The 24,729-nt window shown below is 54.7% G+C and carries 23 protein-coding genes; 14 read left to right on the top strand and 9 right to left on the bottom strand.

What is annotated here, in order from left to right:
• The first annotated feature begins 96 nt into the window (after positions 1-96).
• A complete protein-coding gene (lysP, locus tag AL479_RS00910; RefSeq protein ID WP_043000118.1) occupies positions 97-1,566 on the top strand; it encodes a lysine-specific permease in 1,470 nt (489 codons plus the stop codon).
• Positions 1,567-1,631: 65 nt separating this feature from the next.
• Here the strand turns inward: lysP and AL479_RS00905 are convergent, their stop codons facing one another.
• Together AL479_RS00905 and fghA are read right to left on the bottom strand one after the other, a co-directional pair.
• Entirely contained in the window at positions 1,632-3,617 is a 1,986-nt protein-coding gene (locus tag AL479_RS00905) for a ligand-gated channel protein (protein ID WP_061074713.1), read from the bottom strand.
• Positions 3,618-3,902: 285 nt separating this feature from the next.
• Complete coding sequence (gene fghA / locus AL479_RS00900) at positions 3,903-4,739, bottom strand: S-formylglutathione hydrolase (RefSeq protein ID WP_061074712.1); 837 nt, start codon at positions 4,737-4,739, stop codon at positions 3,903-3,905.
• 308 nt (positions 4,740-5,047) lie between these two features.
• Here fghA and folE point away from each other — a divergent pair, with 308 nt between their 5' ends.
• From folE to mglC, 6 genes are all read left to right on the top strand, one after another.
• Positions 5,048-5,716 carry a GTP cyclohydrolase I FolE gene (folE, locus tag AL479_RS00890; protein WP_043000121.1) on the top strand — a complete coding sequence of 223 codons (669 nt, stop codon included), beginning with the start codon at positions 5,048-5,050 and terminating at the stop codon, positions 5,714-5,716.
• A gap of 14 nt (positions 5,717-5,730) precedes the next feature.
• Complete coding sequence (gene yeiB / locus AL479_RS00885) at positions 5,731-6,888, top strand: DUF418 domain-containing protein YeiB (protein WP_061074711.1); 1,158 nt, start codon at positions 5,731-5,733, stop codon at positions 6,886-6,888.
• A gap of 142 nt (positions 6,889-7,030) precedes the next feature.
• Complete coding sequence (galS, locus tag AL479_RS00875; RefSeq protein ID WP_061074710.1) at positions 7,031-8,056, top strand: HTH-type transcriptional regulator GalS; 1,026 nt, start codon at positions 7,031-7,033, stop codon at positions 8,054-8,056.
• Positions 8,057-8,350: 294 nt separating this feature from the next.
• Positions 8,351-9,349, top strand: a complete 999-nt coding sequence (gene mglB / locus AL479_RS00870) for a galactose/glucose ABC transporter substrate-binding protein MglB (RefSeq protein ID WP_061074709.1) — start codon at positions 8,351-8,353, stop codon at positions 9,347-9,349.
• A 66-nt stretch (positions 9,350-9,415) separates the two neighbouring features.
• A complete protein-coding gene (mglA, locus tag AL479_RS00865) occupies positions 9,416-10,936 on the top strand; it encodes a galactose/methyl galactoside ABC transporter ATP-binding protein MglA (protein WP_061074708.1) in 1,521 nt (506 codons plus the stop codon).
• Positions 10,937-10,951: 15 nt separating this feature from the next.
• On the top strand, positions 10,952-11,962 hold the full coding sequence (gene mglC, locus AL479_RS00860; protein ID WP_043000126.1) for a galactose/methyl galactoside ABC transporter permease MglC: 1,011 nt from the start codon (positions 10,952-10,954) through the stop codon (positions 11,960-11,962).
• 50 nt (positions 11,963-12,012) lie between these two features.
• Here mglC and AL479_RS00855 read toward each other — a convergent pair whose 3' ends face one another.
• The 6 genes from AL479_RS00855 to AL479_RS00830 all read right to left on the bottom strand — a co-directional run bounded on the left by AL479_RS00855 (position 12,013) and on the right by AL479_RS00830 (position 16,324).
• Positions 12,013-12,252 (bottom strand): DUF2542 family protein, encoded by a 240-nt coding sequence (locus AL479_RS00855; RefSeq protein ID WP_061074707.1) that lies wholly within the window; start codon positions 12,250-12,252, stop codon positions 12,013-12,015.
• 2 nt (positions 12,253-12,254) lie between these two features.
• On the bottom strand, positions 12,255-12,974 hold the full coding sequence (gene sanA / locus AL479_RS00850; protein WP_061074706.1) for an outer membrane permeability protein SanA: 720 nt from the start codon (positions 12,972-12,974) through the stop codon (positions 12,255-12,257).
• A 205-nt stretch (positions 12,975-13,179) separates the two neighbouring features.
• Positions 13,180-14,064: a cytidine deaminase gene (cdd, locus tag AL479_RS00845; RefSeq protein WP_061074705.1), complete on the bottom strand. Its 885-nt coding sequence runs from the start codon at positions 14,062-14,064 to the stop codon at positions 13,180-13,182.
• 129 nt (positions 14,065-14,193) lie between these two features.
• Positions 14,194-14,889 (bottom strand): CidB/LrgB family autolysis modulator, encoded by a 696-nt coding sequence (locus AL479_RS00840; RefSeq protein ID WP_061074704.1) that lies wholly within the window; start codon positions 14,887-14,889, stop codon positions 14,194-14,196.
• Positions 14,886-15,284: a CidA/LrgA family protein gene (locus tag AL479_RS00835; RefSeq protein ID WP_046481609.1), complete on the bottom strand. Its 399-nt coding sequence runs from the start codon at positions 15,282-15,284 to the stop codon at positions 14,886-14,888. The genes AL479_RS00840 and AL479_RS00835 overlap by 4 nt, the downstream gene beginning before the upstream one ends.
• A 131-nt stretch (positions 15,285-15,415) precedes the next feature.
• Positions 15,416-16,324, bottom strand: coding sequence for a LysR family transcriptional regulator (locus AL479_RS00830; protein WP_042317990.1), 909 nt, complete (start codon positions 16,322-16,324; stop codon positions 15,416-15,418).
• Positions 16,325-16,450: 126 nt separating this feature from the next.
• Between AL479_RS00830 and AL479_RS00825 the strand changes: the two genes are divergently transcribed.
• The 7 genes from AL479_RS00825 to mdtQ all read left to right on the top strand — a co-directional run bounded on the left by AL479_RS00825 (position 16,451) and on the right by mdtQ (position 24,155).
• Positions 16,451-17,809 carry an MFS transporter gene (locus tag AL479_RS00825; RefSeq protein WP_061074703.1) on the top strand — a complete coding sequence of 453 codons (1,359 nt, stop codon included), beginning with the start codon at positions 16,451-16,453 and terminating at the stop codon, positions 17,807-17,809.
• 11 nt (positions 17,810-17,820) lie between these two features.
• Complete coding sequence (gene gtdA, locus AL479_RS00820; protein WP_061074702.1) at positions 17,821-18,858, top strand: gentisate 1,2-dioxygenase; 1,038 nt, start codon at positions 17,821-17,823, stop codon at positions 18,856-18,858.
• A gap of 14 nt (positions 18,859-18,872) precedes the next feature.
• On the top strand, positions 18,873-19,574 hold the full coding sequence (locus AL479_RS00815; RefSeq protein ID WP_061074701.1) for a fumarylacetoacetate hydrolase family protein: 702 nt from the start codon (positions 18,873-18,875) through the stop codon (positions 19,572-19,574).
• An 8-nt stretch (positions 19,575-19,582) separates the two neighbouring features.
• Positions 19,583-20,227 carry a maleylacetoacetate isomerase gene (maiA, locus tag AL479_RS00810; RefSeq protein ID WP_061074700.1) on the top strand — a complete coding sequence of 215 codons (645 nt, stop codon included), beginning with the start codon at positions 19,583-19,585 and terminating at the stop codon, positions 20,225-20,227.
• A 14-nt stretch (positions 20,228-20,241) separates the two neighbouring features.
• Positions 20,242-21,435, top strand: a complete 1,194-nt coding sequence (locus AL479_RS00805; protein WP_061074699.1) for a 3-hydroxybenzoate 6-monooxygenase — start codon at positions 20,242-20,244, stop codon at positions 21,433-21,435.
• A gap of 197 nt (positions 21,436-21,632) precedes the next feature.
• Complete coding sequence (dusC, locus tag AL479_RS00800) at positions 21,633-22,571, top strand: tRNA dihydrouridine(16) synthase DusC (RefSeq protein ID WP_061074698.1); 939 nt, start codon at positions 21,633-21,635, stop codon at positions 22,569-22,571.
• 144 nt (positions 22,572-22,715) lie between these two features.
• Positions 22,716-24,155: a multidrug resistance outer membrane protein MdtQ gene (gene mdtQ / locus AL479_RS00795; protein ID WP_061074697.1), complete on the top strand. Its 1,440-nt coding sequence runs from the start codon at positions 22,716-22,718 to the stop codon at positions 24,153-24,155.
• On the opposite strand, the gene AL479_RS00790 is transcribed toward mdtQ, so the two are convergent.
• Positions 24,146-24,721, bottom strand: a complete 576-nt coding sequence (locus AL479_RS00790; RefSeq protein ID WP_061074696.1) for a DedA family protein — start codon at positions 24,719-24,721, stop codon at positions 24,146-24,148. The genes mdtQ and AL479_RS00790 overlap by 10 nt on opposite strands.
• Between the last annotated feature and the right edge of the window lie 8 nt (positions 24,722-24,729).

Genomic DNA, 24,729 nt, shown 5'->3' with positions numbered 1-24,729 from the left:
TCATGAAGGTCTCTTATAACAGCGCATTTGTGCCAGAAGACGAGCGTTTCGTCTGCTACAATCGCGCCTCATTTTTTGGATGGATAGCATTTTCACATGGTTTCCGAAACTAAAACCACAGAAGCGCCCGCGTTACGTCGCGAACTGAAGGCGCGTCACCTGACGATGATCGCGATTGGCGGTTCTATCGGTACAGGGCTTTTCGTGGCATCTGGCGCCACCATTTCCGCAGCGGGTCCAGGCGGTGCGCTGTTTTCCTATATTCTGATTGGCCTGATGGTGTACTTCCTGATGACCAGTCTTGGCGAACTGGCGGCGTATATGCCGGTATCCGGTTCGTTTGCGACCTACGGTCAGAACTATGTTGAAGAAGGCTTCGGCTTCGCGCTGGGCTGGAACTACTGGTACAACTGGGCGGTGACCATCGCGGTTGACCTCGTGGCGGCACAACTGGTGATGAGCTGGTGGTTCCCTGATACGCCAGGCTGGATCTGGAGTGCGCTGTTCCTCGGCGTCATCTTCCTGCTGAACTACATCTCGGTCAGAGGCTTTGGTGAAGCGGAATACTGGTTCTCACTGATCAAAGTGGCGACCGTGATTATCTTCATCATTGTTGGCGTCATGATGATTGTCGGCATCTTCAAAGGCACTCAGCCGGTGGGCTGGAGCAACTGGACGACGGGCGATGCGCCGTTTGCCGGTGGCTTTGCGGCGATGATTGGCGTGGCGATGATTGTCGGTTTCTCTTTCCAGGGGACGGAGCTTATTGGTATTGCAGCCGGTGAATCTGAAGATCCGGAGAAGAACATTCCGCGTGCGGTGCGTCAGGTGTTCTGGCGAATCCTGCTGTTCTATGTCTTTGCGATTCTGATTATCAGCCTGATCATCCCGTACACCGATCCGAGCCTGCTGCGTAACGATGTGAAAGACATCAGCGTCAGCCCGTTCACGCTGGTCTTCCAGCATGCCGGTCTGCTCTCTGCGGCGGCAGTGATGAATGCGGTGATCCTGACGGCGGTGCTGTCGGCGGGTAACTCCGGGATGTACGCCTCTACCCGTATGCTTTACACCCTGGCCTGTGATGGCAAAGCCCCGCGTATTTTCGCGAAGCTGTCTCGCGGCGGTGTTCCGCGTAATGCGCTGTATGCCACGACGGTGATTGCCGGTCTGTGCTTCCTGACCTCGATGTTCGGTAACCAGACGGTGTACCTGTGGCTGCTGAATACCTCCGGGATGACGGGCTTTATCGCCTGGCTGGGGATTGCTATCAGCCACTATCGTTTCCGTCGCGGGTATGTTCTGCAAGGGCATGACGTGAAGGATCTGCCGTATCGTTCCGGTTTCTTCCCGCTGGGGCCGATCTTCGCGTTTGTTCTGTGTCTGATCATCACGCTGGGCCAGAACTACGAAGCGTTCCTGAAAGACACCATTGACTGGGGCGGCGTGGCGGCAACCTATATTGGTATCCCGCTGTTCCTGATTATCTGGTTCGGCTATAAGCTGACCCGCGGGACTCACTTCGTACGTTACAGTGAAATGCACTTCCCGGAACGCGTGAAGAAATAGTCGTCACCGCGTGAATGAAGCGATAAAAAAAGCCTCCGTTGCGGAGGCTTTTTGTTGGGGGAGACTCAGAAGTTGTACGTCAGACCTACCGTATAACGACGACCATCGAGAATGGTGTCGTAGGTATCGTAATCAATCTGTTTATCCAGCGCGTTGTACACCCCGGCGGTCACCAGCAGGTTTTTGTTCGCGTTGTAACGCAGACCGACATCTACCTGCGTATAGGACGGCGTGCCCTGCGACATTGAGGTGCGGCTCAGGTACTCAGACGTTTTACCGCGGAAGTTCAGACGGCTCCAGAAGCCGACGGTCTCAGTCGCCTGCCAGTCCAGCGTGGTGTTAAACATATGCTTTGGCATTTTGTTTAACGGTTTGCCCTCGAACTGACCGCTTTTCTGTTCTGACTCGGTATAGGTGTAGTTAGCCGTCCAGTTGAGGTCGCGGGTCATTTTCCAGCCGAATGTGGATTCCACGCCGCGCATGTTGGCTTTATCAACGTTCACGCGATCGCTGACAAAATCATAGCTTTCACTGCCAATCGTACAGGCCGGATCGGCGCTGCTGTTACAGCGGCGAACTTCGGTGATCTTGTCTTTGAAATCAGTATTGAACAGGGTGATGCCGGCGTTAAGGTTATCGCCGTTATCCCACAGCAGTCCCAGCTCTTCGCTCAGGCTCTTTTCCGGTTTCAGATCCGGGTTGCCGACAATAATGCCATTCAAACGACCGCCACCGGTGACCTGACCCCAGTTTGCGGAGGACTGACGCAGATCGGGTGCGCGGTAGCCTGCGGATACGCCGCCTTTTAAGGTCCATTGATCGCTCAGATGCCAGACGCCATAACCGCGCGGCGTCCAGTTGTCGCCGTAGTTTTCGTCTTTATCCATGCGGATCCCGCCAGTCAGGGTAAAGCTATCGGTCATCGCCCATTCGTCTTCTGCAAACAGCGCCCAGCTCCAGCGGGTCAGCTTATTCAGACCGTCCGCCGCTTCCAGTTGGTTGCCGTTATCGCGCAGTTTTTCATAACGGTATTGACCGCCCAGCGTCATAGTATGGGCGCCGAGGAAAATCTGGTTCTGGTTATTGAAGATCGTGTTATACGACTTCATCTCACGACCCGGGTTGTTGGTCTCTTCCTGCTGGATATAGCTGGTGCTGTTGAAATCATCGTAATAACCGCTGTGTGTCAGTGAATACGTGGTGTGCTCATAGCGGTTTTCACTTTTCGTGTTTGGCTTACAGGTGCCATTCCGGCAGGTTTCCTCGGCCATAGACTTGCCGGGTGTACTGTCGCGATCCTGCAATTCACGAGCGATATCAAAATCGATGTCGTTTTTATCGTCCGGTGTAAAGTTAAGGGTCAGACCGCCGTTACGCAGGCGCTGCTCATTGTAACCGTTGACGATCTGGTCTTCTGCGCGGCGAGACAGCAGCCCGGTGACTTTCGCACCCAGCAAACCGTCGATCAGCGGACCCGAGGCATAGGCATTAGTCTGGAACAGATCGCCGGAGTCGCTGTTTTCCTGGAAGGTCGCGTCGCCGTGCAGAGAGCCGGTCCAGCCTTTGGTGTTAGAGACTTTTTTGGTGATCACGTTAATCACGCCGCCCATCGCATCGGAGCCATACAGCGAGGACATCGGGCCACGGATGACTTCGATACGCTCGATGGACTCCAGCGGCGGCAGCCAGCCCTGCTCGATCCCAGAATTATCGCTATTCGGACGCGTACCGCGAGTGCTGATGCGTTTACCGTTCACCAGGAACAGCGTGTATTGCGACGCCATCCCACGGATGCTGATATCACTGCTGCTGCCCCCGCCGGTGACGACCACGCCAGGGACATCTTTCAGTGCATCGGTAACGTCACGGTAAGCTTTGTCTTCAATTTGCTGTTTTGAAATAACCGAAATCGAAGCTGGGGCATTCTGGATTTTCTGCTCAAATCCCGTCGCGGTAACAACAACGGTATCCTGATCGGCAGCATGAACGAGCGATGGGAGGCATGCCGCGCTGACGACGACGGCAATAGCCTTAACGTGAGGTATGGTCATTTTGTCATTCCATTAAACGAGTAAAAACCGCGTGTCATGTAAAAAGGCCATGACAACTGTATGTGTTTGTCTTTTAAGAACTCTTAGCGGTAAAGAAGCGGGGGAAATTGTACAAAAGAATGAATATTTGTAAACACTAATGATAATTGAAATCATTTGCGTTTGGTTGATTTTTAAGGAAAAACCTTTGAAGTCAATGAGATAGAGGAACGTAAATGTGAGGAAAAAATGAAGAAATCATGGAGAAGTGGAGAGGAAAAAGGAGGGCTCATTGCCCTCCTGCGGTTATTTCATCAAATGTTCGGCATGGAAGCGCAGATGATCCTCAATGAATGAGGCAATAAAGTAATAGCTGTGATCGTAACCAGGCTGAATACGCAGCGTCATCGGCCATGCGGTCTGGCGTGCGGCTTCAGCCAGAACGGCGGGTTGCAACTGATCGGCCAGAAACTGATCGCTGTCGCCCTGGTCAACCAGCGTCGGGATAGCGTCTTCCGGCTGGCTGGCGTACATCAACGCACAACTGTCCCATTGTGCCCATGCGGCGCGATCCTCGCCCAGATAGGCGAGAAACGCTTTTTCGCCCCACGGAACGCGGCACGGGTTAACAATGGGGGCGAAAGCAGAAACGCTGGTGTATTTGCCTGGATTTTTCAACGCCATGATCAGCGCACCGTGACCGCCCATGGAGTGTCCACTGATCGCGCAGCGATCGCTGACGTTAAAATGCGCCTGAATCAGCGACGGGAGTTCGTCCCGCACGTAATCATACATGCGGAAATGGGCAGCCCAGGGTTGCTGGGTCGCATTGAGATAAAAACCGGCCCCCTGACCCAGATCATATCCTTCATCGTTGGCGACCTGTTCGCCGCGCGGGCTGGTATCCGGCATGACTAAAACGATACCTAATTCAGCCGCGATACGCTGCGCACCGGCTTTGGTGGTAAAGTTTTCATCATTACAGGTTAACCCGGACAGCCAGTACAGAACCGGCGGAGGGGTTGTATCGCGAGGGGGAGGGAGAAAAATGCTGAACGTCATTGCACAGTTCAGCGTGGTGGAGTCGTGACGCCAGCGTTGCTGCCAGCCTTCAAAACAGCGGTGCTCTTCGAGCATTTCCATGCGTGGCTCCTTGTTGTGTTGAACCTGAATGTGTTCGCAAACTCCCCATAATACAGATAATTCATGGCACTGTGAGTAACTTTCACTTCCGCATCGCGCAGACTTGCTTCATCATCGAGAACACGCCGATGTAACCCTTCCCGTCGCCTTTTGCGAAACACAGTTTGAAAGGCAGCGGCGATTTCAATAATTATCGTTGTGAATACTGGATTATGTGCGCGGCCTCACGCACAATAATCAGGCTGTCTACAGCCTACAAACTTTGCCCCACGTAGGGCAGAGGCGCCACACCTGCAGGAGAAGAATAAATGTCATCACTCAGTAAAGAAGCGGCCCTGGTTCATGAAGCGCTGGTAGCGCGAGGGCTGGAAACGCCGCTGCGCCCGCCCGTGCATGAGATGGATAACGAAACGCGCAAACGTCTTATCTCAGGCCATATGACCGAGATCATGCAACTGCTGAACCTCGACCTGAGCGATGACAGCCTGATGGAAACGCCGCATCGTATCGCCAAAATGTATGTCGATGAGATTTTCTCAGGCCTGGATTACGCCAATTTCCCGAAAATCACCGTCATTGAAAACAAAATGAAAGTCGATGAGATGGTCACCGTACGCGACATCACTCTCACCAGCACGTGTGAACACCATTTTGTGACCATTGATGGTAAAGCCACCGTGGCCTATATTCCGAAAGAGTCGGTGATTGGTTTGTCGAAGATCAACCGTATCGTCCAGTTCTTTGCCCAACGTCCGCAGGTACAGGAGCGTCTAACGCAACAGATCCTGACCGCGCTGCAAACTCTGCTGGGAACCAATAACGTGGCCGTGTCGATTGATGCGGTGCATTACTGTGTGAAAGCGCGCGGTATTCGCGATGCGACCAGTGCGACGACCACCACCTCGCTTGGCGGTCTGTTTAAATCGAGCCAGAATACGCGTCAGGAATTTTTGCGCGCTGTACGTCATCACAACTGATTAAGGCAGGAGCTATGGAGCGTAATGTCACGCTGGATTTTGTCCGTGGCGTCGCCATCCTCGGCATCCTGTTATTGAATATTAGCGCCTTTGGCCTGCCAAAGGCGGCTTACCTCAATCCCGCCTGGTATGGAACTATCACGGCTTCCGATGCCTGGACATGGGCCATTCTGGATCTGTTCGCGCAGGTAAAATTCCTCACTCTGTTTGCACTGCTGTTTGGCGCGGGCCTGCAGATGCTGCTGCCACGCGGCAAGCGCTGGATCCAGTCTCGTTTGACCCTGCTGGTGCTACTCGGTTTTATTCATGCCTTGCTGTTTTGGGATGGTGATATTCTGCTGGCCTATGGGTTGGTGGGGCTGATCTGCTGGCGACTGGTACGCGATGCGCCCTCGGTGAAAAGCCTGTTTAACACTGGCGTGTTGCTCTATCTGGTCGGCATTGGCGTTCTGCTGTTGCTTGGCGCGATCTCTGGCAGTGAAACCAACCGCGCCTGGACACCGGATGCCTCGGCGTTGCTGTATGAACGATACTGGAAGGTGAATGGCGGCGTGGAAGCCATCAGTAACCGGGTCGATGCCTTATCGAACAGCCTGCTGGCGTTGGGAGCGCAGTACGGCTGGCAACTGGCGGGTATGATGTTGCTCGGGGCGGCACTGATGCGCAGTGGCTGGCTGAAAGGGCAATTTCGTCTTTCGCATTACCGGCGCAGTGGTTTTTTACTGATCGCCGTGGGTCTGCTGATTAACCTGCCTGCCGTGGTTGCGCAGTGGCAACTGGACTGGAACTATCGCTGGTGCGCGTTCTTGTTACAGGCTCCGCGCGAGCTTAGCGCACCGTTTCAGACGCTCGGCTATACCGCGCTGATGTTTGGTTACTGGCCGCAGCTAAGCCGCAGTAAAATCGTTCTTGCGATTGCCTGCGTCGGGCGAATGGCGCTGACAAATTATCTGCTGCAAACCGTGATTTGCACCATGCTGTTTTATCAATTCGGCTTATTTATGAAATTTGACCGACTGGAACTGCTGCTGTTTGTCTTCCCGGTGTGGCTGGCAAACCTGCTTTTCTCCGTGATCTGGTTACGATTCTTGCCTCAGGGCCCGGTGGAGTGGCTCTGGCGGCAATTAACCCTGCGTGCGTCAGGGACATCATTGTCCCATACATCCAGATAACGATCTGGATCACAATCATTAACAAAATGGATGTAAGCGCTTTCATCGCTGTGACCGCACTCACGTAGTCCTTTTCCCTCCGCTGACAAAATAGCCGCCAGTTATGCAGCGAGTGGCTGCAATTCCAGACAGGGTAGTGAATATGATCACCATTCGTGATGTGGCGCGTCAGGCAGGCGTATCCGTAGCGACGGTTTCCCGCGTATTAAATAACAGCGCGCTGGTCAGTCCCGATACGCGCGAGGCGGTAATGAAGGCGGTGACGCTGCTGGGCTATCGGCCAAATGCCAATGCCCAGGCACTGGCCACGCAGGTCAGTGAAACCATTGGCGTGGTGGTGATGGACGTGTCCGATGCGTTTTTTGGCGCGCTGGTGAAAGCGGTGGATCTGGTCGCCCAGCAGCATCAAAAATATGTGCTGATCGGCAACAGTTATCATGAAGCCGAAAAAGAGCGTCACGCCATCGAGGTATTGATCCGCCAGCGCTGTAATGCACTGATTGTGCACTCGAAAGCGTTAAGCGATCGGGAACTGGGCGAGTTTATGGATCAGATCCCCGGTATGGTGCTGATCAACCGCATTGTCCCCGGCTACGCCCACCGCTGCGTCTGTCTGGACAATATCAGCGGCGCGAAAATGGCGACCCGCATGTTATTGAATAACGGTCATCAGCGCATTGGCTATCTGGCTTCCAGCCACCGCATTGAAGATGACGTCATGCGCCGGGAAGGGTGGAGCAGTGCGCTTAAGGAGCAGGGCATTGTTCCCCCGGAAAGCTGGATTGGTATCGGATCGCCGGATATGCAGGGCGGTGAGGCGGCAATGGTTGAGCTGCTGGGGCGCAACCTGCAGCTAAGCGCCGTGTTTGCCTATAACGACAATATGGCCGCCGGCGCGCTGACCGCGCTAAAGGACAACGGCATTTCCATTCCCTTACACCTTTCAATCATTGGTTTCGACGATATTCCCATCGCCCGTTACACCGATCCCCAGTTGACAACGGTACGCTATCCCATTGCTTCTATGGCAAAACTGGCGACAGAACTTGCTTTGCAAGGGGCCGCCGGAACGCTGGATTTATCCGCGACCCACTGCTTCATGCCGACCCTCGTACGGCGTCATTCGGTTGCTGTACGACAGAATGCGGCGGCGATCACTAACTTATGATTTCGCCGGATGTAACCGCTTTCAATATGTGAGTAAATTCACAGTATCTTAACATTGTCGTCGCTATGATGGCACCGCTTGTCGCACTGTAACTACGATGTAACTGTGAGTAATCACTTTTACCGAGGTAAAAGCGCTTTAAGCGAAATTAAAGCCTATTTCTGGAGCGTTACCGGGCAAGGAAGAGAGATTTTTTTAAAATGAGCTTCGGCGTTCACATAACACTTCATTAACGTTTTGTCCCGCCGGGCATTTATCTTACGTACTACCCTGCATAATAAAACCGGAGTTACCATGAATAAGAAGGTGTTGACCCTTTCTGCCGTTATGGCAAGCATGTTATTCGGCGCGGCTGCGCACGCTGCTGATACTCGCATCGGTGTGACAATCTACAAATATGACGATAACTTTATGTCCGTGGTGCGTAAGGCTATCGAAGCAGACGCAAAAGCGGCGCCTGACGTTCAGCTGCTGATGAACGACTCCCAGAACGACCAGTCCAAACAAAACGATCAGATTGACGTGCTGCTGGCAAAAGGCGTGAAAGCGCTGGCCATCAACCTGGTTGACCCGGCGGCGGCGGGCACTGTTATTGAGAAAGCGCGCGGTCAAAACGTTCCTATCGTATTCTTCAACAAAGAACCTTCCCGTAAAGCGCTGGACAGCTACGACAAAGCGTTCTATGTAGGTACCGACTCCAAAGAATCCGGGATTATCCAGGGCGATCTGATTGCCAAACACTGGGCGGCAAACCAGGGCTGGGATCTGAACAAAGACGGTCAGATTCAGTTCGTGCTGCTGAAAGGCGAGCCGGGTCATCCGGATGCTGAAGCGCGTACCACTTACGTTATCAAAGAGCTGAACGACAAAGGCATTAAAACCGAGCAGCTGCAGTTAGATACCGCAATGTGGGACACCGCAATGGCGAAGGACAAAATGGATGCGTGGCTTTCCGGTCCGAACGCCAACAAAATTGAAGTCGTTATCGCCAACAACGATGCGATGGCAATGGGTGCCGTTGAAGCGCTGAAAGCGCACAACAAAACCAGCGTACCGGTATTTGGCGTCGATGCGCTGCCAGAAGCGCTGGCACTGGTGAAATCCGGCGCACTGGCCGGTACTGTGCTGAACGATGCGAACAACCAGGCAAAAGCGACCTTTGACCTGGCGAAAAACCTTGCCGATGGCAAGGGTGCGGCTGACGGCACTGAGTGGAAAATCGAAAATAAAATCGTCCGCGTTCCTTACGTAGGCGTTGATAAAGATAACCTGGCCGAGTTCACCAAGAAGTAAGTTTGTGGGGCGCGATGTTATCGCGCCCTTTCATCACGCACTCTGCGAGGCCAACAAGGTATAATTATGGTCAGCACAACTACTCAGCCGTCAGGCGAATTCTTGTTGGAAATGAGCGGCATCAACAAGTCTTTTCCCGGCGTTAAGGCACTTGATAATGTTAATTTAAAAGTCCGCCCACATTCGATTCATGCATTAATGGGAGAGAATGGCGCAGGAAAGTCGACACTATTAAAATGTCTTTTTGGGATCTATCAAAAAGATTCTGGCAGCATATTATTTCAGGGTAAAGAAATCGATTTTCATTCAGCCAAAGAAGCGCTGGAGAATGGTATTTCAATGGTACACCAGGAGTTAAACCTGGTATTACAACGTTCTGTTATGGACAACATGTGGCTGGGACGTTATCCCACCAAAGGCATGTTTGTCGATCAGGAGAAAATGTACCGCGATACTAAGGCGATTTTTGACGAGCTGGATATTGATATCGATCCGCGTGCGCGCGTTGGAACATTGTCCGTGTCGCAAATGCAGATGATCGAAATTGCCAAAGCGTTTTCGTATAACGCGAAAATTGTGATTATGGATGAACCGACCTCTTCGTTAACCGAAAAAGAGGTTAACCATCTGTTCACCATTATTCGTAAGCTGAAAGAACGCGGCTGCGGTATTGTCTATATCTCCCACAAAATGGAAGAAATTTTCCAGTTGTGTGATGAAATTACCGTGCTGCGCGACGGACAGTGGATTGCGACGCAACCGCTGGAAGGGCTGGATATGGACAAGATCATCGCCATGATGGTTGGTCGTTCCCTGAACCAGCGATTCCCGGATAAAGCTAACAATCCGGGTGAAGTCATTCTGGAAGTGCGTAACCTGACCTCGCTGCGCCAGCCGTCGATTCGGGATGTTTCCTTTGATTTGCATAAAGGTGAGATCCTCGGCATCGCAGGACTGGTCGGCGCTAAGCGCACTGACATCGTTGAAACGCTGTTTGGTATCCGTGAGAAATCATCGGGTACGATTACGCTGCACGGCAAAAAGATTAATAACCACAGTGCGAATGAAGCCATTAACCACGGTTTCGCGCTGGTCACAGAAGAGCGTCGTTCCACCGGGATTTACGCTTATCTGGACATTGGTTTTAACTCCTTAATTTCCAATATTCAGAATTACAAAAATAAAGTGGGTCTGTTAGATAACTCGCGAATGAAAAGTGATACCCAATGGGTTATTGACTCCATGCGGGTAAAAACGCCAGGTCACAAGACGCAAATTGGTTCGCTTTCGGGCGGTAACCAGCAGAAAGTGGTTATTGGTCGCTGGCTGCTGACGCAACCGGAAATTTTAATGCTCGACGAACCCACCCGTGGGATCGACGTCGGTGCGAAGTTTGAAATTTATCAGTTAATTGCGGAACTGGCGAAAAAAGGTAAGGGGATCATTATTATCTCCTCCGAAATGCCGGAATTGTTAGGGATAACGGATCGTATTCTGGTCATGAGCAACGGCCTCGTTTCTGGAATTGTTGATACAAAAACGACAACGCAAAACGAAATTCTGCGTCTTGCGTCTTTGCACCTTTAAGATCAGGGGCTCCTCATGAGTGCGTTAAATAAGAAAAGTTTTCTTACTTATTTGAAAGAGGGCGGTATTTACGTCGTTCTTTTAGTCTTGCTGGCCATTATTATTTTCCAGGATCCCACGTTCTTAAGTCTGCTTAACTTAAGTAACATTCTGACCCAGTCTTCCGTGCGTATTATTATTGCACTGGGGGTCGCCGGTCTGATTGTCACCCAGGGGACAGACCTGTCAGCAGGTCGTCAGGTTGGTCTGGCGGCAGTGGTGGCGGCAACGCTGCTGCAGTCGATGGAGAACGCCAATAAAGTGTTCCCCGAAATGGCGACCATGCCGATTGCGCTGGTGATCCTGATTGTCTGCGCTATTGGCGCGGTCATCGGTCTGGTGAACGGGATTATCATTGCTTACCTGAACGTAACGCCGTTTATTACGACGCTCGGCACGATGATTATCGTCTACGGGATCAACTCCCTGTATTACGATTTCGTGGGGGCCTCGCCGATTTCGGGCTTTGATAGCGGCTTCTCGACGTTCGCGCAGGGCTTTATCGCACTGGGCAGCTTCCGGCTTTCGTATATCACGTTCTATGCGCTAATCGCCGTCGCGTTTGTCTGGGTACTGTGGAATAAAACCCGCTTCGGTAAAAACATTTTCGCCATCGGCGGTAACCCGGAAGCGGCGAAAGTATCAGGCGTGAACGTGGCGCTGAACCTGCTGATGATCTATGCGCTGTCCGGTGTGTTTTATGCCTTCGGCGGTCTGCTGGAAGCGGGGCGTATCGGCTCGGCAACCAACAACCTGGGCTTTATGTACGAACTGGATGCGATTGCGGCGTGCGTGGTCGGCGGTGTGTCGTTTAGCGGCGGGGTGGGTACCGTGTTCGGCGTGGTGACCGGTGTGATCATCTTTACCGTCATCAACTACGGTCTGACCTACATCGGCGTTAACCCGTACTGGCAGTACATCATCAAAGGCGGCATCATCATCTTCGCGGTTGCGCTGGATTCACTGAAATACGCGCGTAAGAAGTAATCCCTTCAGGGCAGAATCAAACCGGTGCAGACATGCTCTGCGCCGGTTTTTTATTTGATAAAAACCAACCAGATGCCGACAAGCAGCGCACCGGCTGAAAGGCCAAAGTAGACGCCAATATAGCTCCAGTAAGCGCCAGGTTCCGCAGAACGCTGAATTAAGCGCGGCGTTTGCGAACCTTTAACCGTTTTCTCAACGACGCCGGAGCGTAACCCTTTAATGCCTTCCCGCAAGGTCCAGGCGATGATCATCAGTACGCCAATCACGATAAAGAGAGTTTTGTCTTCCATGCTTATTTTCCTTGTCTCTTTTGCAGTTCAAGCAATTGTTCCGGCGTCACGGCCGGATATCCCTGGGCATCGTCGGGAACCTGATGCAGGGTGGGGATGGGCACTAACGGGCCGAGGAACCGGGGTTCACGTTTAAACAGATACAGATCGGCCAGCGCGCCAAAGCGTGCGCCAAACTCGCGTACCCGAACCGTCAGCATATCTTTTGGCGACGGCACGGCGTAGCACTGCGCCTGAATCCCCATATGCAGGGCGATAAACAATGCGCGCTCGCAGTGGAAGCGCTGGGTAATGATGATGAAGTCATTAGTGTCGAAGACTTTACGGGTGCGGACAATCGAATCAAGCGTGCGGAATCCGGCGTAATCTAACACGATGTCGGCAGGATCGACGCCAGCGGCAATCAGGTCTTTGCGCATCGTCATCGGTTCGTTATAGCTTTGCAGGGCGTTGTCGCCGCTGAGCAGCAGATAGTTAACCTTGCCGCTGTTATAGGCGTTCAGCGCGCCCTGAATACGGTAGCGATAATACTGGTTGATCACCCCGGTGCGATAATATTTAGCCGTGCCGAGCACCACGCCAACCTGGCGGTAGGGCAGGTCCTGAAGCTCGTCGTAAATATAGGGGGCGGTTTTCCAGCTCATCCAGCGATCAAGGCCCAGCACGATCAACAGCAGCAAGCCGATCAGGACCAACAGGCTGTAGAGTGCGCGCTTTAGCATGAAGAAAACTCTGTCACTGGATGAAATTTCAATCAGGCTACTGTACCCGCTGACGAAGCGCAAGAAACAGCAGTCTGATTGGGGGGATTTTCAGCAATACCGCATGAAACAAACGTAGGCCTGATAAGCGTAGCGCCATCAGGCGATTAGGCCAGATGGCGGTGAAAACGCCTTGTCCGGCCTGTGAACGGGCGTTATTAGACCTTTAACCCAAAAGCACGCGATCGATGTTGCTGCAGCCCAGCGCTTTCAGCGTCGCGGCGGTGGCATCCCACTGGATCAGCGGCGCATCGGCTTTTTCCGCCAGAACCGCACGCTGAATATCGGTATATCCATAGCCGTTCAGATTCAGCATAATCAGCGCTCCCTGTAACGGGGGCAGCGTCGGGTTAAACGCGGCGTTTTCGCCATAGCTTCCGCTAAAGATACGTCCGTCTTTGCACTCCAGTGCCACACCGCTCGGTGACTGGCTGTATGGCATATGACTACGGCTCGCGGCGGCAATGGCCGCTTGCGTCAGCGCATCTCCCTGAGGGGCAAAACCGTGATCCTGTTCGTCCATCAGCAGCGTCTTGATGTCGAGATCTTTCGGCCCAAACGCGTCCGGCAAATAGTCGCGCAGCGTATGTGGTTCACGACCGGGCAGATGAATGCGCAGATCCAGTCCGCTGTTCAGTTCGTTCATAAACTGGCGGCAGTGGCCGCACGGCGTGTAGTTAACGGTGATCGCCGCGAGACCTTTTTCTCCGCGCAACCAGGCGTGGCTGATGGCGCTTTGTTCCGCATGAACCGTTTGTTGCATGGTCGCGCCGAGGAATTCCATGTTGGCGCCGAAATACCACGTTCCACTCACGCCGCGCGCAATCGCGCCAACGTTGAAGTTCGACAACGGCGTACAGGCGCAGGCCGCCGCCAGCGGCAGCAGCGCGAATGCCAGCGCGTCTTCGTCCAGTCCCGTTGCGCTTTTAAGCATTGATACCTGCTCAGCCGTCAGCGAAGCGGGGAAATGCGTATCTGCCAGAATGGGCGCCAGCGCGGATTGCAGGTTGTCCGCGAGTTGGCTAAAGGCAGTTTGAAAACGTGGGTGCATGGCGTTGCCTCATAACAATGTATTGGGATCGTAGTGTACGGGCCTGTTACGGCTATATGTGTGATCTGATTCTCATTGTGTATGCAACTTATGAAACATAAATTAAAAATGTGCGACGTATCGCAAATTTTAGCCCACGACCGCGAGAATAATCGGAAACAGGAACGGGGCGATCAGCGAGGTAATAATCCCGCAAATCACCAGCGCCAGCGAACTGAACGCGCCTTCCTGATAATCCAGCTCCGCGCAGCGGGCGGTGCCGAGGGCGTGGGACGCGGTGCCCATCGCCAGTCCGCGCGCGGCTTTTGTTTTAATGCGCATCGCGTTTAACAACGTATGACCAAAGACGGCGCCGAGAATACCGACGAAAATCACGCACACGGCGCTAACCGCCGGGATACCGCCGATGCTGCCGCCCACGGCCATCGCAATCGGCGTAGTGACGGATTTCGGTAACACGGAGGCGGCGATTTCAGGCGTGGCGCCCATCAGCAGCGCCACCGAGGTGCCGGTGACCATAGCCACAACGCTGCCGACAAAGCAGATGGTAATGATTGACTTCCAGCGGGCGCGAATCTGATGCAGCTGTTCGTACAGTGGATAGGCCAGCGCCACGACTGCCGGTTGCAGCAGGTCATTCAGTACTTCGCTACCTTTAAAATAGCTGGCGTAGGGGATACCGGTCAGCAGAAGGAATGGGATAATCACCACCATCGCCACCAGCAGCGGATTCAGTAAAGGAAATTTAAACCGTGCAGCCAGTTTGCGCGCGCCGAAAAAAACCGCCAGCGTCAGCGGTAAAGACCACCAGATTGACGACATCATTCTTTAGATCCTTTCTGACCTACCACTTTCCGTTCACCGTGAACCAGGTGTGAACTCCAGCTCACTACCAGAAACACCACCAGCGTACTGATTGCACACGACACCACCACCGGGCCGAACTGCGCGCGCAGCAGATCGAAGTACTGCATCACGCCGACGCCAATCGGCACAAACAACAGCGCCATATAGCGAATCAGCACATAGCAGCCAGGGTTCACCCATTTCGCCGGGATGATTTGCAGCGCCAGCAGCACAAACAGGATCAGCATCCCGATGATGCTGCCAGAAATCGCGACGGGCAGCAGGGACGCAATAAAAATGCCTGCATACAGACAGGCATAAATCAGCACGAAAGCGCGTAAGTATTGCCAGATGATATTCAGTGTCTTGCTCATGTTGAAATTCCTTGAAGCGACGGATTCATCATACAATTAAACTTTAAAACGTGCTATCGATCACATCATGAATTCTTAGCATACTGAACATAGACAGCGGGAACATTGGGCAATATCCCCAATACATGATGCTAAACTTGTGCCAGCAGTTGCAGAAAACGACTCAGCGCGCTGGACGGCGTCTCATTATTGCGCCAGAACACGCCCACGCTGCCTTTCTGTTCAATCTTCGGCAGGTTGAGGATCACCAGCTGTCCCTGGCTGGCATAGCGCTGCGCCAGCCGTAAAGAAAGGATAGAGATCATATCGCTGCTTTGCAGCAGGTTAGTACTGACGTTCATTGATGCCGACTCGATGGTGTTTTCCGGCAGCATCACGCCGTTATCGACCAGCGCGTTATCAATACTCAGGCGGATAGGCGTCCCCGTCGGCCAGACGATCCAGCGCCAGTGCGCGAGATCGGCCCAGCTCAGGGTATCAAACTTCGCTAACGGATGGTGGGGACGGGCGACAAAGCAAACGGGTTCGGTATACAGCACCTGATAATTGAGCGGAAGCTGCAGCGCTCGCCCACCGACGCGACCGACCACGACATCCACGGAACCGGCAAGCAGGTCGTGCAACAGCGGCGTCATGACCTTTTCTTCAATGTTAAGGTGCAGCGTCGGCATCTCAACGAGCAGATTGAGGATCGCCTGCGATACACAGTCGGTCGCCACCGGCGAGCAGCCAATCTTCAGACTCCCTACCAGCCCGCCTTCTTTAAAGCGCGCCATTTCATACTGCGAACGCTCCATGTCGTTGATTAAACGCTGGGCGTGTTGCAGCAGCAACTTGCCGCCTTCCGAGGGGCGCAGACCTTTACTGTGACGCTCAAAGAGCGTGATCCCCATCTCATCTTCGAGCTGTGACAGCCATTTCGACAGCGCGGGCTGGGTGATATTCATCATTCGCGCTACGTGCGTGAGATTCCCTTGTTCGCCCAGCGCCACCAGCATTTGCAGATGGTGCAGCTTCAGTTTTTGCGCCCAGTTTGCCATCAGCGATAACCTCCAGGTTATGTCTCTGCATGAAATGCCATTGTACATTTTATCGCCCAGTCTACAAACTCGTAACATACCAAAAACAAAACAACATCTGTCCCTACCTGCACCGAGGCATTCACTATGACTCAACGACGTGAACTACAAGCCCTGATCGATGCTGCTCCTGTCAGCAAGACACAGTGGCGAGTGATCATCTGCTGCTTTCTGGTGGTCATGCTTGATGGTTTTGATACCGCAGCCATTGGCTTTATTGCACCCGATATTCGTACCCACTGGCAGTTAACTGCCGGAGACCTCGCCCCGCTGTTTGGCGCAGGTCTGTTAGGCCTTACCGCCGGCGCCTTACTTTGCGGACCGCTGTCTGACCGCTTCGGTCGCAAACGGGTGATTGAGCTCTGCGTGGCGCTGTTTGGCGCGCTGAGCCTGATTTCCGCCTTTTCGCCGGATCTGCAAACGCTGGTTATCCTGCGCTTTCTGACCGGTCTTGGCCTGGGCGGCGCCATGCCCAACACCATCACGATGACCTCTGAATACCTGCCCGCCCGCCGCCGCGGCGCGCTGGTCACCCTGATGTTCTGCGGCTTTACGCTCGGTTCAGCGATGGGCGGGATTGTCAGCGCGCAGCTGGTGCCGGTTATTGGCTGGCACGGGATTCTGGTCCTCGGCGGCGTGTTACCGCTGATGCTGTTCTTTGTCCTGCTCGCGGTCCTGCCGGAATCTCCGCGCTGGCAGGTACGTCGCCAGCTACCGCAGGCAACCATCGCCAGAACGGTAAGCGCGATCACCGGCGAGCGTTACGACAATACTCAGTTTTACCTCCAGGAGGCGGCGGCAATTGCCAAAGGCAGCATTCGTCAGCTGTTTGTTGGCCGTCAGTTGCCCATTACCCTGATGTTATGGGTGGTGTTCTTCATGAGCCTGTTAATCATCTATCTGCTGTCGAGCTGGATGCCGACGCTGTTGAACCATCGTGGGATTGACCTGCAGCAGGCTTCCTGGGTGACGGCGGCGTTCCAGATTGGCGGTACGCTCGGCGCGCTGGCATTGGGCGTGCTGATGGATAAACACAATCCCTTCCGGGTGCTGGCCGTGAGCTACGCGCTGGGAGCGGTATGCATCGTCATGATTGGTCTGAGCGAAAACGGTTTATGGCTGATGGCGCTGGCGATTTTTGGTACCGGGGTGGGTATCAGCGGATCGCAGGTGGGCCTCAATGCTTTAACCGCCACGCTCTATCCCACCCAGAGTCGGGCGACGGGCGTGAGCTGGTCCAACGCGGTGGGGCGCTGCGGAGCGATTGTCGGTTCGCTTTCCGGCGGCGTGATGATGGCGATGAATTTCTCTTTCGACACCTTGTTTTTCATTATCGCTGTTCCGGCGGCCATCAGCGCGGTGATGTTAGCCGTACTCACGGTCGTTGTCCGCCAGTCAGCCTCTGTCCCTGATGTTATGCCGCACGCAAGCGTCGTGAACGAATAAGGAGAATCCCTATGTCAGAACATAATCAGGATGTTAAAAACAGCCGTCAGCAGTTTTACCAGCATATTTCGGGGCAGAATCTGACCCCGCTGTGGGAATCGCTGCACCATCTGGTTCCGCAAACGCCGAATCCGACCTGTGCGCCAGCCTACTGGAACTACCAGGAAATTCGGCCGTTGCTGCTGGAAAGCGGCAACCTGATTGGCGCGAAAGAGGCGATTCGTCGCGTGCTGGTCCTGGAAAACCCGATGCTGCGCGGTCAGTCCTCTATAACGTCAACGCTCTACGCGGGATTGCAGCTAATCATGCCGGGCGAAGTCGCCCCCAGCCATCGTCATAACCAGTCGGCGTTACGCTTTATTGTGGAAGGGAAAGGGGCATTTACCGCCGTGGACGGCGAGCGGACCCAGATGCACACTGGCGATTTTATTCTGACCCCGCAGTGGCAATGGCACGACCACGGCAACCCTGGCGATGAGCCGGTGGTCTGGCTGGACGGTCTGGATCTGCCGCTGGTTAACATTCTGGGCTGCGGCTTTGCTGAGGATTACCCGGAAGATCAGCAGCCGGTCTCGCGTAAAGAGGGCGATTACCTGCCGCGCTATGCCGCCAACATGCTGCCGCTGCGCCATCAGAAAGGCAATTCATCGCCGATTTTCAACTATCGCTATGACCGCAGTCGCGAAGCGCTGCACGACCTGACCCGTCTCGGCGATGCCGATGAGTGGGATGGCTACAAAATGCGCTATGTCAACCCGGTGACCGGCGGCTACCCGATGCCATCGATGGGCACGTTCCTGCAACTGTTGCCAAAAGGCTTTACCTCGCGGGTGGCGCGTACCACTGACAGCACCATTTATCACGTGGTTGAAGGGGCGGGGGATGTCACCGTCGGCAACGAGACGTTCCATTTCTCAGCCAAAGATATTTTTGTGGTTCCGACCTGGCACGACGTGTCGTTCAACACCACCGATGAAACCGTTTTATTCAGTTTTTCGGACCGACCGGTACAGGAAGCCCTCGGGTTGTTCCGCGAAGCCCGCTATTAATTTGGGAGAGAGCTATGACTCAGTATGTATTTGCACCACAGGCCCCCGTCAGCGTACCGGTTGTCGGCAGCGATGCGCAGTTTCCCGTCCGTCGCGTGTACTGCGTAGGGCGTAACTATGCCGCCCATGCCCGCGAAATGGGGTTTGATCCGGACCGTGAGCCGCCGTTCTTTTTCTGTAAGCCTGCCGATGCGATTGTGCCGGTAGCCGCAGGCGAAACGTTAGCGCTGCCATACCCGGCGCAAACGGATAACTATCACTATGAAATTGAGCTGGTGGTCGCCATCGGTAAAAAGGGCAGCGATATCCCGTTAGAAAACGCCCATGAGTATATCTGGGGCTATGCCACCGGGCTGGATATGACCCGCCGCGATCGCCAGATGGAGATGCGTCAGATGGGGCGTCCGTGGGAAATCGGCAAAGCGTTCGATCTCTCTGCACCCATCGCGCCGCTGCATAAGGCGGATGAAATTGCAGATATCACTTCCGCGCCTATCTGGTTACAGGTGAACGGCGACGATCATCAGCGCAGCGACATCCGCCATCTGATCTGGTCGGTGAATGAAACGATCAGCTATCTGTCCGGCTTCTTCGAACTGCAACCGGGCGACCTGATCTTCACCGGCACGCCGGAAGGCGTTGGCGCCGTGGTGAAAGGGGATGTGATCACCGGTGGCGTGGACGGACTGACGCCTATCGCTGTGAAGATTGTCTGAGGTGATGTATGAAGCTGTACAGTTTTTTTAACAGTTCGGCGTCGTACCGCGTGCGTATCGCGCTGGCATTAAAGGGGATCGACTACCACACGGTGGGCGTCAATATCCGTATCGGTCAGCAAAATGAACTGGCCTACCGGCGGATGAATCCGGTGGGGCTGGTACCGACGCTGGTGACCGATGATGGCGAAGCGCTGGGCCAGTCGCTGGCGATTATCGACTGGCTGGACCGGCATTTTCCGCAATCACGTTTGCTGCCCGTCAGCGATCCGGCGCGCACGCAGGTGCTGGAGATCGTCTATGCCATCGCTTGCGATATTCACCCGGTGAATAACCTGCGGGTGTTGCGCTATCTGAGCGAGGAACTGAAGGTCAGTGAAGAAGAGAAAAAACGCTGGTACGCGCACTGGATCCAGCAGGGGTTAAGCGCCGTCGAACAACTGTTGCGTCAGAGTCAGTCGCAGAACTACTGCGTGGGTAATGCACCGACGCTTGCCGACTGCTGCCTGGTCCCGCAATGGGCGAATGCGTTAAGAATGGGGTGCGATCTGAGCGGCTATCCGCGTTGCAAAGCCGTGTATGACGCCTGCACACAGCTCCCGGCGTTCATCGCCGCCGCCCCGGAAAATCAACAAGATAAAATCTCAGCCTGAGAAGGAGAATGACAATGGCTAAAGTGACGAGCGCAATTATTGTCGGCGGCGGAATTGGCGGGGCAGCCACCGCGCTTTCGCTGGCGCGTCAGGGTATCAAAGTGATGCTGCTGGAAAAAGCCCATGAAATTGGCGAGATCGGTGCGGGTATTCAGCTCGGTCCAAACGCCTTCTCTGCGCTGGACAGCCTCGGCGTCGGCGATGTCGCGCGTCAGCGTGCGGTGTTTACCGATCACATCACCATGATGGATGCCGTGAACGCGGAAGAAGTGGTGCACATCGAGACCGGACAGGCCTTTCGCGACCACTTCGGCGGTCCGTACGCGGTCATCCACCGGGTTGATATTCACGCTTCCGTCTGGGAATCAGTACTGACGCATCCGAACGTTGAGTACCGGACTTCGACCAATGTGGTCGACATTCGCCAGACGGCGGACGACGTAACGGTGTTCGACGAGCAAGGGAATAGCTGGACCGCCGATATTCTGATCGGTTGTGACGGCGTGAAGTCGGTGGTGCGTCAGAGCCTGCTGGGCGATTCGCCGCGCGTGACCGGACACGTAGTCTACCGTGCGGTCATTGACTGTGCGGATATGCCGGAAGACCTGCGCATCAACGCGCCAGTGCTCTGGGCCGGACCGCACTGCCACCTCGTGCACTACCCGCTGCGCGGCGGTAAGCAGTACAACCTGGTCGTCACCTTCCACAGTCGTCATCAGGAGGAGTGGGGCGTGAAAGACGGCAGTAAGGAAGAAGTGCTGTCGTATTTCGCCGGGATCCATCCACGCCCGCGGCAGATGCTGGATAAACCCACGACCTGGCGTCGCTGGTCAACCGCCGATCGCGAACCGGTGGAGAAATGGGGCACCGAACGTATCACGCTGGTGGGCGATGCCGCGCATCCGGTGGCGCAGTACATGGCGCAGGGGGCCTGTATGGCGCTGGAAGATGCCGTCACGCTGGGTAAAGCGCTGGAGCAGTGCGACGGCGATGCGGCGAAAGCCTTTGCGCTGTATGAGTCGGTGCGCATTCCACGCACGGCGCGCATTGTCTGGTCGACCCGCGAAATGGGGCGCGTCTATCACGCGGCAGGCGTGGAGCGCCAGGTGCGAAATCTGTTGTGGAAAGGTAAATCACAGGCGGAGTTTTATCGCGGCATGGAATGGCTGTACGGCTGGAAAGAAGATAACTGTCTTCTGCCACGCTGAGAAAAAGGGCTTTTGCCGGGGGCGCTTCGCTTGCCCGGCCTACCGACAGGATGGAATGTAGGCGCTTTGCTTGCCCGGCCTACCAGCAGGATGGAATGTAGGCCGGATAAGGCGCTTTGCGCCGTCATCCGGCAAAAGGTTTTGCTCATCGCACAGAGGCGCTATGATAGCGCCTCTTTTTTTTTGCGGGTGACGATATGCGGGTTTTACTGGCGCCGATGGAAGGCGTACTGGATTCACTGGTGCGCGAACTTCTGACGGAAGTGAATGATTATGATCTTTGCATCACCGAGTTTGTGCGCGTGGTGGATCAACTCTTGCCAGTAAAAGTCTTTCATCGTCTCTGCCCTGAGTTGCTCAACGGCAGCCGGACCCCTTCCGGCACCTTAGTCCGTGTGCAACTGTTGGGGCAGTATCCCCAGTGGCTGGCGGAAAATGCGGCCCGCGCCGTGGAACTGGGATCTTACGGCGTTGATCTCAACTGCGGCTGCCCGTCAAAAATGGTGAACGGCAGCGGCGGCGGGGCGACGTTACTCAAGGATCCTGAACTCATCTACCAGGGCGCGAAAGCGATGCGTGAAGCGGTGCCCGCGCATTTACCGGTGACGGTAAAAGTGCGTCTGGGCTGGGACAGCGGCGACAAGAAGTTTGAGATTGCGGATGCCGTCCAGCAGGCCGGGGCGAGCGAACTGGTCGTACACGGGCGCACCAAAGAGCAGGGCTATAAGGCGGAGCACATCAACTGGCAGGCGATTGGCGAAATTCGCGAGCGGCTGTCTATTCCGGTGATTGCCAACGGTGAAATCTGGGACTGGCAAAGCGCTCAGGAATGTCTGGCCGTTAGCGGCTGTGACGCGGTGATGATTGGTCGCGGAGCATTGAACATTCCCAATCTCAGTCGGGTGGTGAAGTATAACGAGCCGCGAATGCCATGGCCGCAGGTCGTTGAGCTACTGAAAAAGTATACCCGTCTGGAAAAACAGGGCGACACCGGCTTATATCACGTTGCGCGTATTAAACAATGGCTGGGTTATTTGCGTAAGGAATACCGTGAGGCCACGGATGTCTTTCAGGATATTCGCGCGTTAAATCATTCACCGGATATTGCCCGCGCGATTCAGTCGATTGAAGTTTAATATTATTGAAGTGTTTATATTCCGCTGGAATATATTTTGCCAGGTGTGACTTTTCATTGCCGAAGATGTTATGCCACGCGTAACTAAAAAACCGTTCACAACAACGGGTAAGCTCCGCACACCTTTTCTTCGCAGAACATCTTCATGACTCGTTACTCTTTTCACGCGCTGACAGCGTGCTTTCCGCTGGCTGTTTTGCTCGCGGGATGTGCCCCCATGCATGACAGCCAACCGACGCTGACTCAGCAACCTCCCGCCTCTCATGTGGATTCAACGCTGCCTCCGGCGCTGAATAACGGGTGGCCCGGGAGCCAGTGGTGGCAGGATTATCATGACGCACAGTTGAACGAGTTAGTGAAGAACGCGATTGCCAGTTCCCCGGATATGCAAGTGGCGGAACAGCGGATCTCGCTGGCCGAAGCGCAGGCTAAAGCGGTCGAAGCCCAGGGGGGGCCGCAAGTCGATCTTTCAGCGGATGCCGAACGGCAGAAAATGTCAGCAGAAGGGCTCATGGGGCCGTTTGCCGTCACCGATCCGGCGGCAGGCACGACCGGACCGTGGTACACCAACGGTACGTTTGGCCTGACCGCCGGTTGGGATCTCGATTTGTGGGGTAAGAACCGCGCGGAAGTGACGGCGCGCATCGGGGCGGTAAAAGCGCGGGAAGCTGAACGTGAGCAGACCCGCCAGCTGCTAGCCAGCGGCGTTACGCGGCTTTACTGGGAATGGCAAACAGATGCGGCGCTCAGCAAACTGCTGATCCAAATTGAACAGGAACAGCGCAATATCATTGACACCAATCGCCAGCTATATCAGAACGGCATCACCTCTTCGGTAGAAGGCGTGGAAACGGATATCGATGACAGTAAAACCCAGCAGCAGTTGAATGAGGTTGCCGGGAAGATGAAGGTCATTGAGGCGCGTCTGAGCGCGCTGACCAACACGCAATCGGCGTCGCTGAAACTGTATGAAGTGAGCTTGCCGCAGGTGGAGAGCCAGCTTCCAGGACAACTGGGCTACGCCCTGTTGGCGCGCAGAGCAGATTTACAGGCGGCGCACTGGGTGATTGAATCCTCCATGAGCAGCGTGGAGGCGGCGAAAGCGGCGTTCTATCCCGACATCAATCTGATGGCCTTTTTGCAACAGGATGCGCTGCATCTGAGCGATCTGTTCCGCAGTTCCGCCCAACAGATGGGCGTGACCGCTGGCCTGACGCTGCCGATCTTCGACAGTGGCAGACTGAATGCAAACCTTGATATCGCCCAGGCGCAGAACAATTTGTCGATCGCCAGTTATAACAAAGCGGTGGTTGATGCGGTGAACGAGGTGGCGCGTACGGCCAGTCAGGTGGCGACGCTGATGCAGAAAAATCAGCATCAGCAGCAGATTGAACATGATGCCGATCGGGTGGTCAGCCTGGCGCAGGCGCGCTATGACGCCGGGATTATCGCTGGCTCTCTCGTCAGCAAGGCCAGAATACCCGCGCTGCGCGAGCAGGGTAACGGACTGATTTTACAAGGTCAGTGGCTGGATGCGTCCATCCAGCTTACCAGCGCGCTCGGCGGCGGCTATCATCACTCCTGAGCCTTCTTCGCCTTACTGCGGCGCTTCAGCCACCAGCGAGCGCCGATCACCAGCACCACCGCCAGAATCAGCCAGATCCAATGTTTGAGATGCTGATCGAGGTGATGTAACCATGGCGCGACCACTTCACCTCCCACATAACCCAGGGTGGTGAAGATCAGCGCCCAGACCAGTGCGCCGAGGATATTCAGCGGTAAAAATATCTTTGGCGGCAGATGGCTGGCGCCAATCAACAGCGGGCCGATCACGCGAAACCCGTACATGAAACGGGTGCCGATCACGAACAGGTACGGGCGACGCTGAATCATCTTCTGCGCCTGACGAATTTTGTCACGATGACGTGCAAAGCGGTGCAGGATCCTGCCACCAAAGCGGCGTCCCAGCAGATACAGTAGCTGATCGCCTATCATGCCGCCTAAGGCCACGGCCACGACCACGAGGGGGAACTTGAGTAATCCCTGATGTGCGGCAACGCCCCCCAGCAGGGTGATGGTTTCGCCTTCAGCCAGACTCCCGACCACCAGCGCGGCATAACCGTATTGCGCAATAAGACTGTTTATATCCATACGTCTGT

It is taken from the genome of Citrobacter amalonaticus (assembly GCF_001559075.2).
GTDB lineage: Bacteria > Pseudomonadota > Gammaproteobacteria > Enterobacterales > Enterobacteriaceae > Citrobacter_A > Citrobacter_A amalonaticus_F.
Note: the sequence above shows the minus strand (reverse complement) of the source record. Positions and strands in the feature narration are given on the sequence as shown.

Excerpts from the sequence above, each read along its gene's own strand:
- gtdA (WP_061074702.1), top strand. The coding sequence starts at position 17,821 with ATGTCAGAACATAATCAGGATGTTAAAAACAGCCGTCAGCAGTTTTAC.
- mglB (WP_061074709.1), top strand. The coding sequence starts at position 8,351 with ATGAATAAGAAGGTGTTGACCCTTTCTGCCGTTATGGCAAGCATGTTA.
- yeiB (WP_061074711.1), top strand. The coding sequence starts at position 5,731 with ATGGAGCGTAATGTCACGCTGGATTTTGTCCGTGGCGTCGCCATCCTC.
- AL479_RS00835 (WP_046481609.1), bottom strand. The coding sequence starts at position 15,284 with ATGAGCAAGACACTGAATATCATCTGGCAATACTTACGCGCTTTCGTG.
- mglA (WP_061074708.1), top strand. The coding sequence starts at position 9,416 with ATGGTCAGCACAACTACTCAGCCGTCAGGCGAATTCTTGTTGGAAATG.
- AL479_RS00825 (WP_061074703.1), top strand. The coding sequence starts at position 16,451 with ATGACTCAACGACGTGAACTACAAGCCCTGATCGATGCTGCTCCTGTC.
- mdtQ (WP_061074697.1), top strand. The coding sequence starts at position 22,716 with ATGACTCGTTACTCTTTTCACGCGCTGACAGCGTGCTTTCCGCTGGCT.
- AL479_RS00855 (WP_061074707.1), bottom strand. The coding sequence starts at position 12,252 with ATGGAAGACAAAACTCTCTTTATCGTGATTGGCGTACTGATGATCATC.
- folE (WP_043000121.1), top strand. The coding sequence starts at position 5,048 with ATGTCATCACTCAGTAAAGAAGCGGCCCTGGTTCATGAAGCGCTGGTA.
- maiA (WP_061074700.1), top strand. The coding sequence starts at position 19,583 with ATGAAGCTGTACAGTTTTTTTAACAGTTCGGCGTCGTACCGCGTGCGT.
- AL479_RS00805 (WP_061074699.1), top strand. The coding sequence starts at position 20,242 with ATGGCTAAAGTGACGAGCGCAATTATTGTCGGCGGCGGAATTGGCGGG.
- AL479_RS00790 (WP_061074696.1), bottom strand. The coding sequence starts at position 24,721 with ATGGATATAAACAGTCTTATTGCGCAATACGGTTATGCCGCGCTGGTG.
- AL479_RS00830 (WP_042317990.1), bottom strand. The coding sequence starts at position 16,324 with ATGGCAAACTGGGCGCAAAAACTGAAGCTGCACCATCTGCAAATGCTG.
- fghA (WP_061074712.1), bottom strand. The coding sequence starts at position 4,739 with ATGGAAATGCTCGAAGAGCACCGCTGTTTTGAAGGCTGGCAGCAACGC.
- dusC (WP_061074698.1), top strand. The coding sequence starts at position 21,633 with ATGCGGGTTTTACTGGCGCCGATGGAAGGCGTACTGGATTCACTGGTG.
- mglC (WP_043000126.1), top strand. The coding sequence starts at position 10,952 with ATGAGTGCGTTAAATAAGAAAAGTTTTCTTACTTATTTGAAAGAGGGC.
- cdd (WP_061074705.1), bottom strand. The coding sequence starts at position 14,064 with ATGCACCCACGTTTTCAAACTGCCTTTAGCCAACTCGCGGACAACCTG.
- sanA (WP_061074706.1), bottom strand. The coding sequence starts at position 12,974 with ATGCTAAAGCGCGCACTCTACAGCCTGTTGGTCCTGATCGGCTTGCTG.
- AL479_RS00905 (WP_061074713.1), bottom strand. The coding sequence starts at position 3,617 with ATGACCATACCTCACGTTAAGGCTATTGCCGTCGTCGTCAGCGCGGCA.
- lysP (WP_043000118.1), top strand. The coding sequence starts at position 97 with ATGGTTTCCGAAACTAAAACCACAGAAGCGCCCGCGTTACGTCGCGAA.
- AL479_RS00815 (WP_061074701.1), top strand. The coding sequence starts at position 18,873 with ATGACTCAGTATGTATTTGCACCACAGGCCCCCGTCAGCGTACCGGTT.
- AL479_RS00840 (WP_061074704.1), bottom strand. The coding sequence starts at position 14,889 with ATGATGTCGTCAATCTGGTGGTCTTTACCGCTGACGCTGGCGGTTTTT.
- galS (WP_061074710.1), top strand. The coding sequence starts at position 7,031 with ATGATCACCATTCGTGATGTGGCGCGTCAGGCAGGCGTATCCGTAGCG.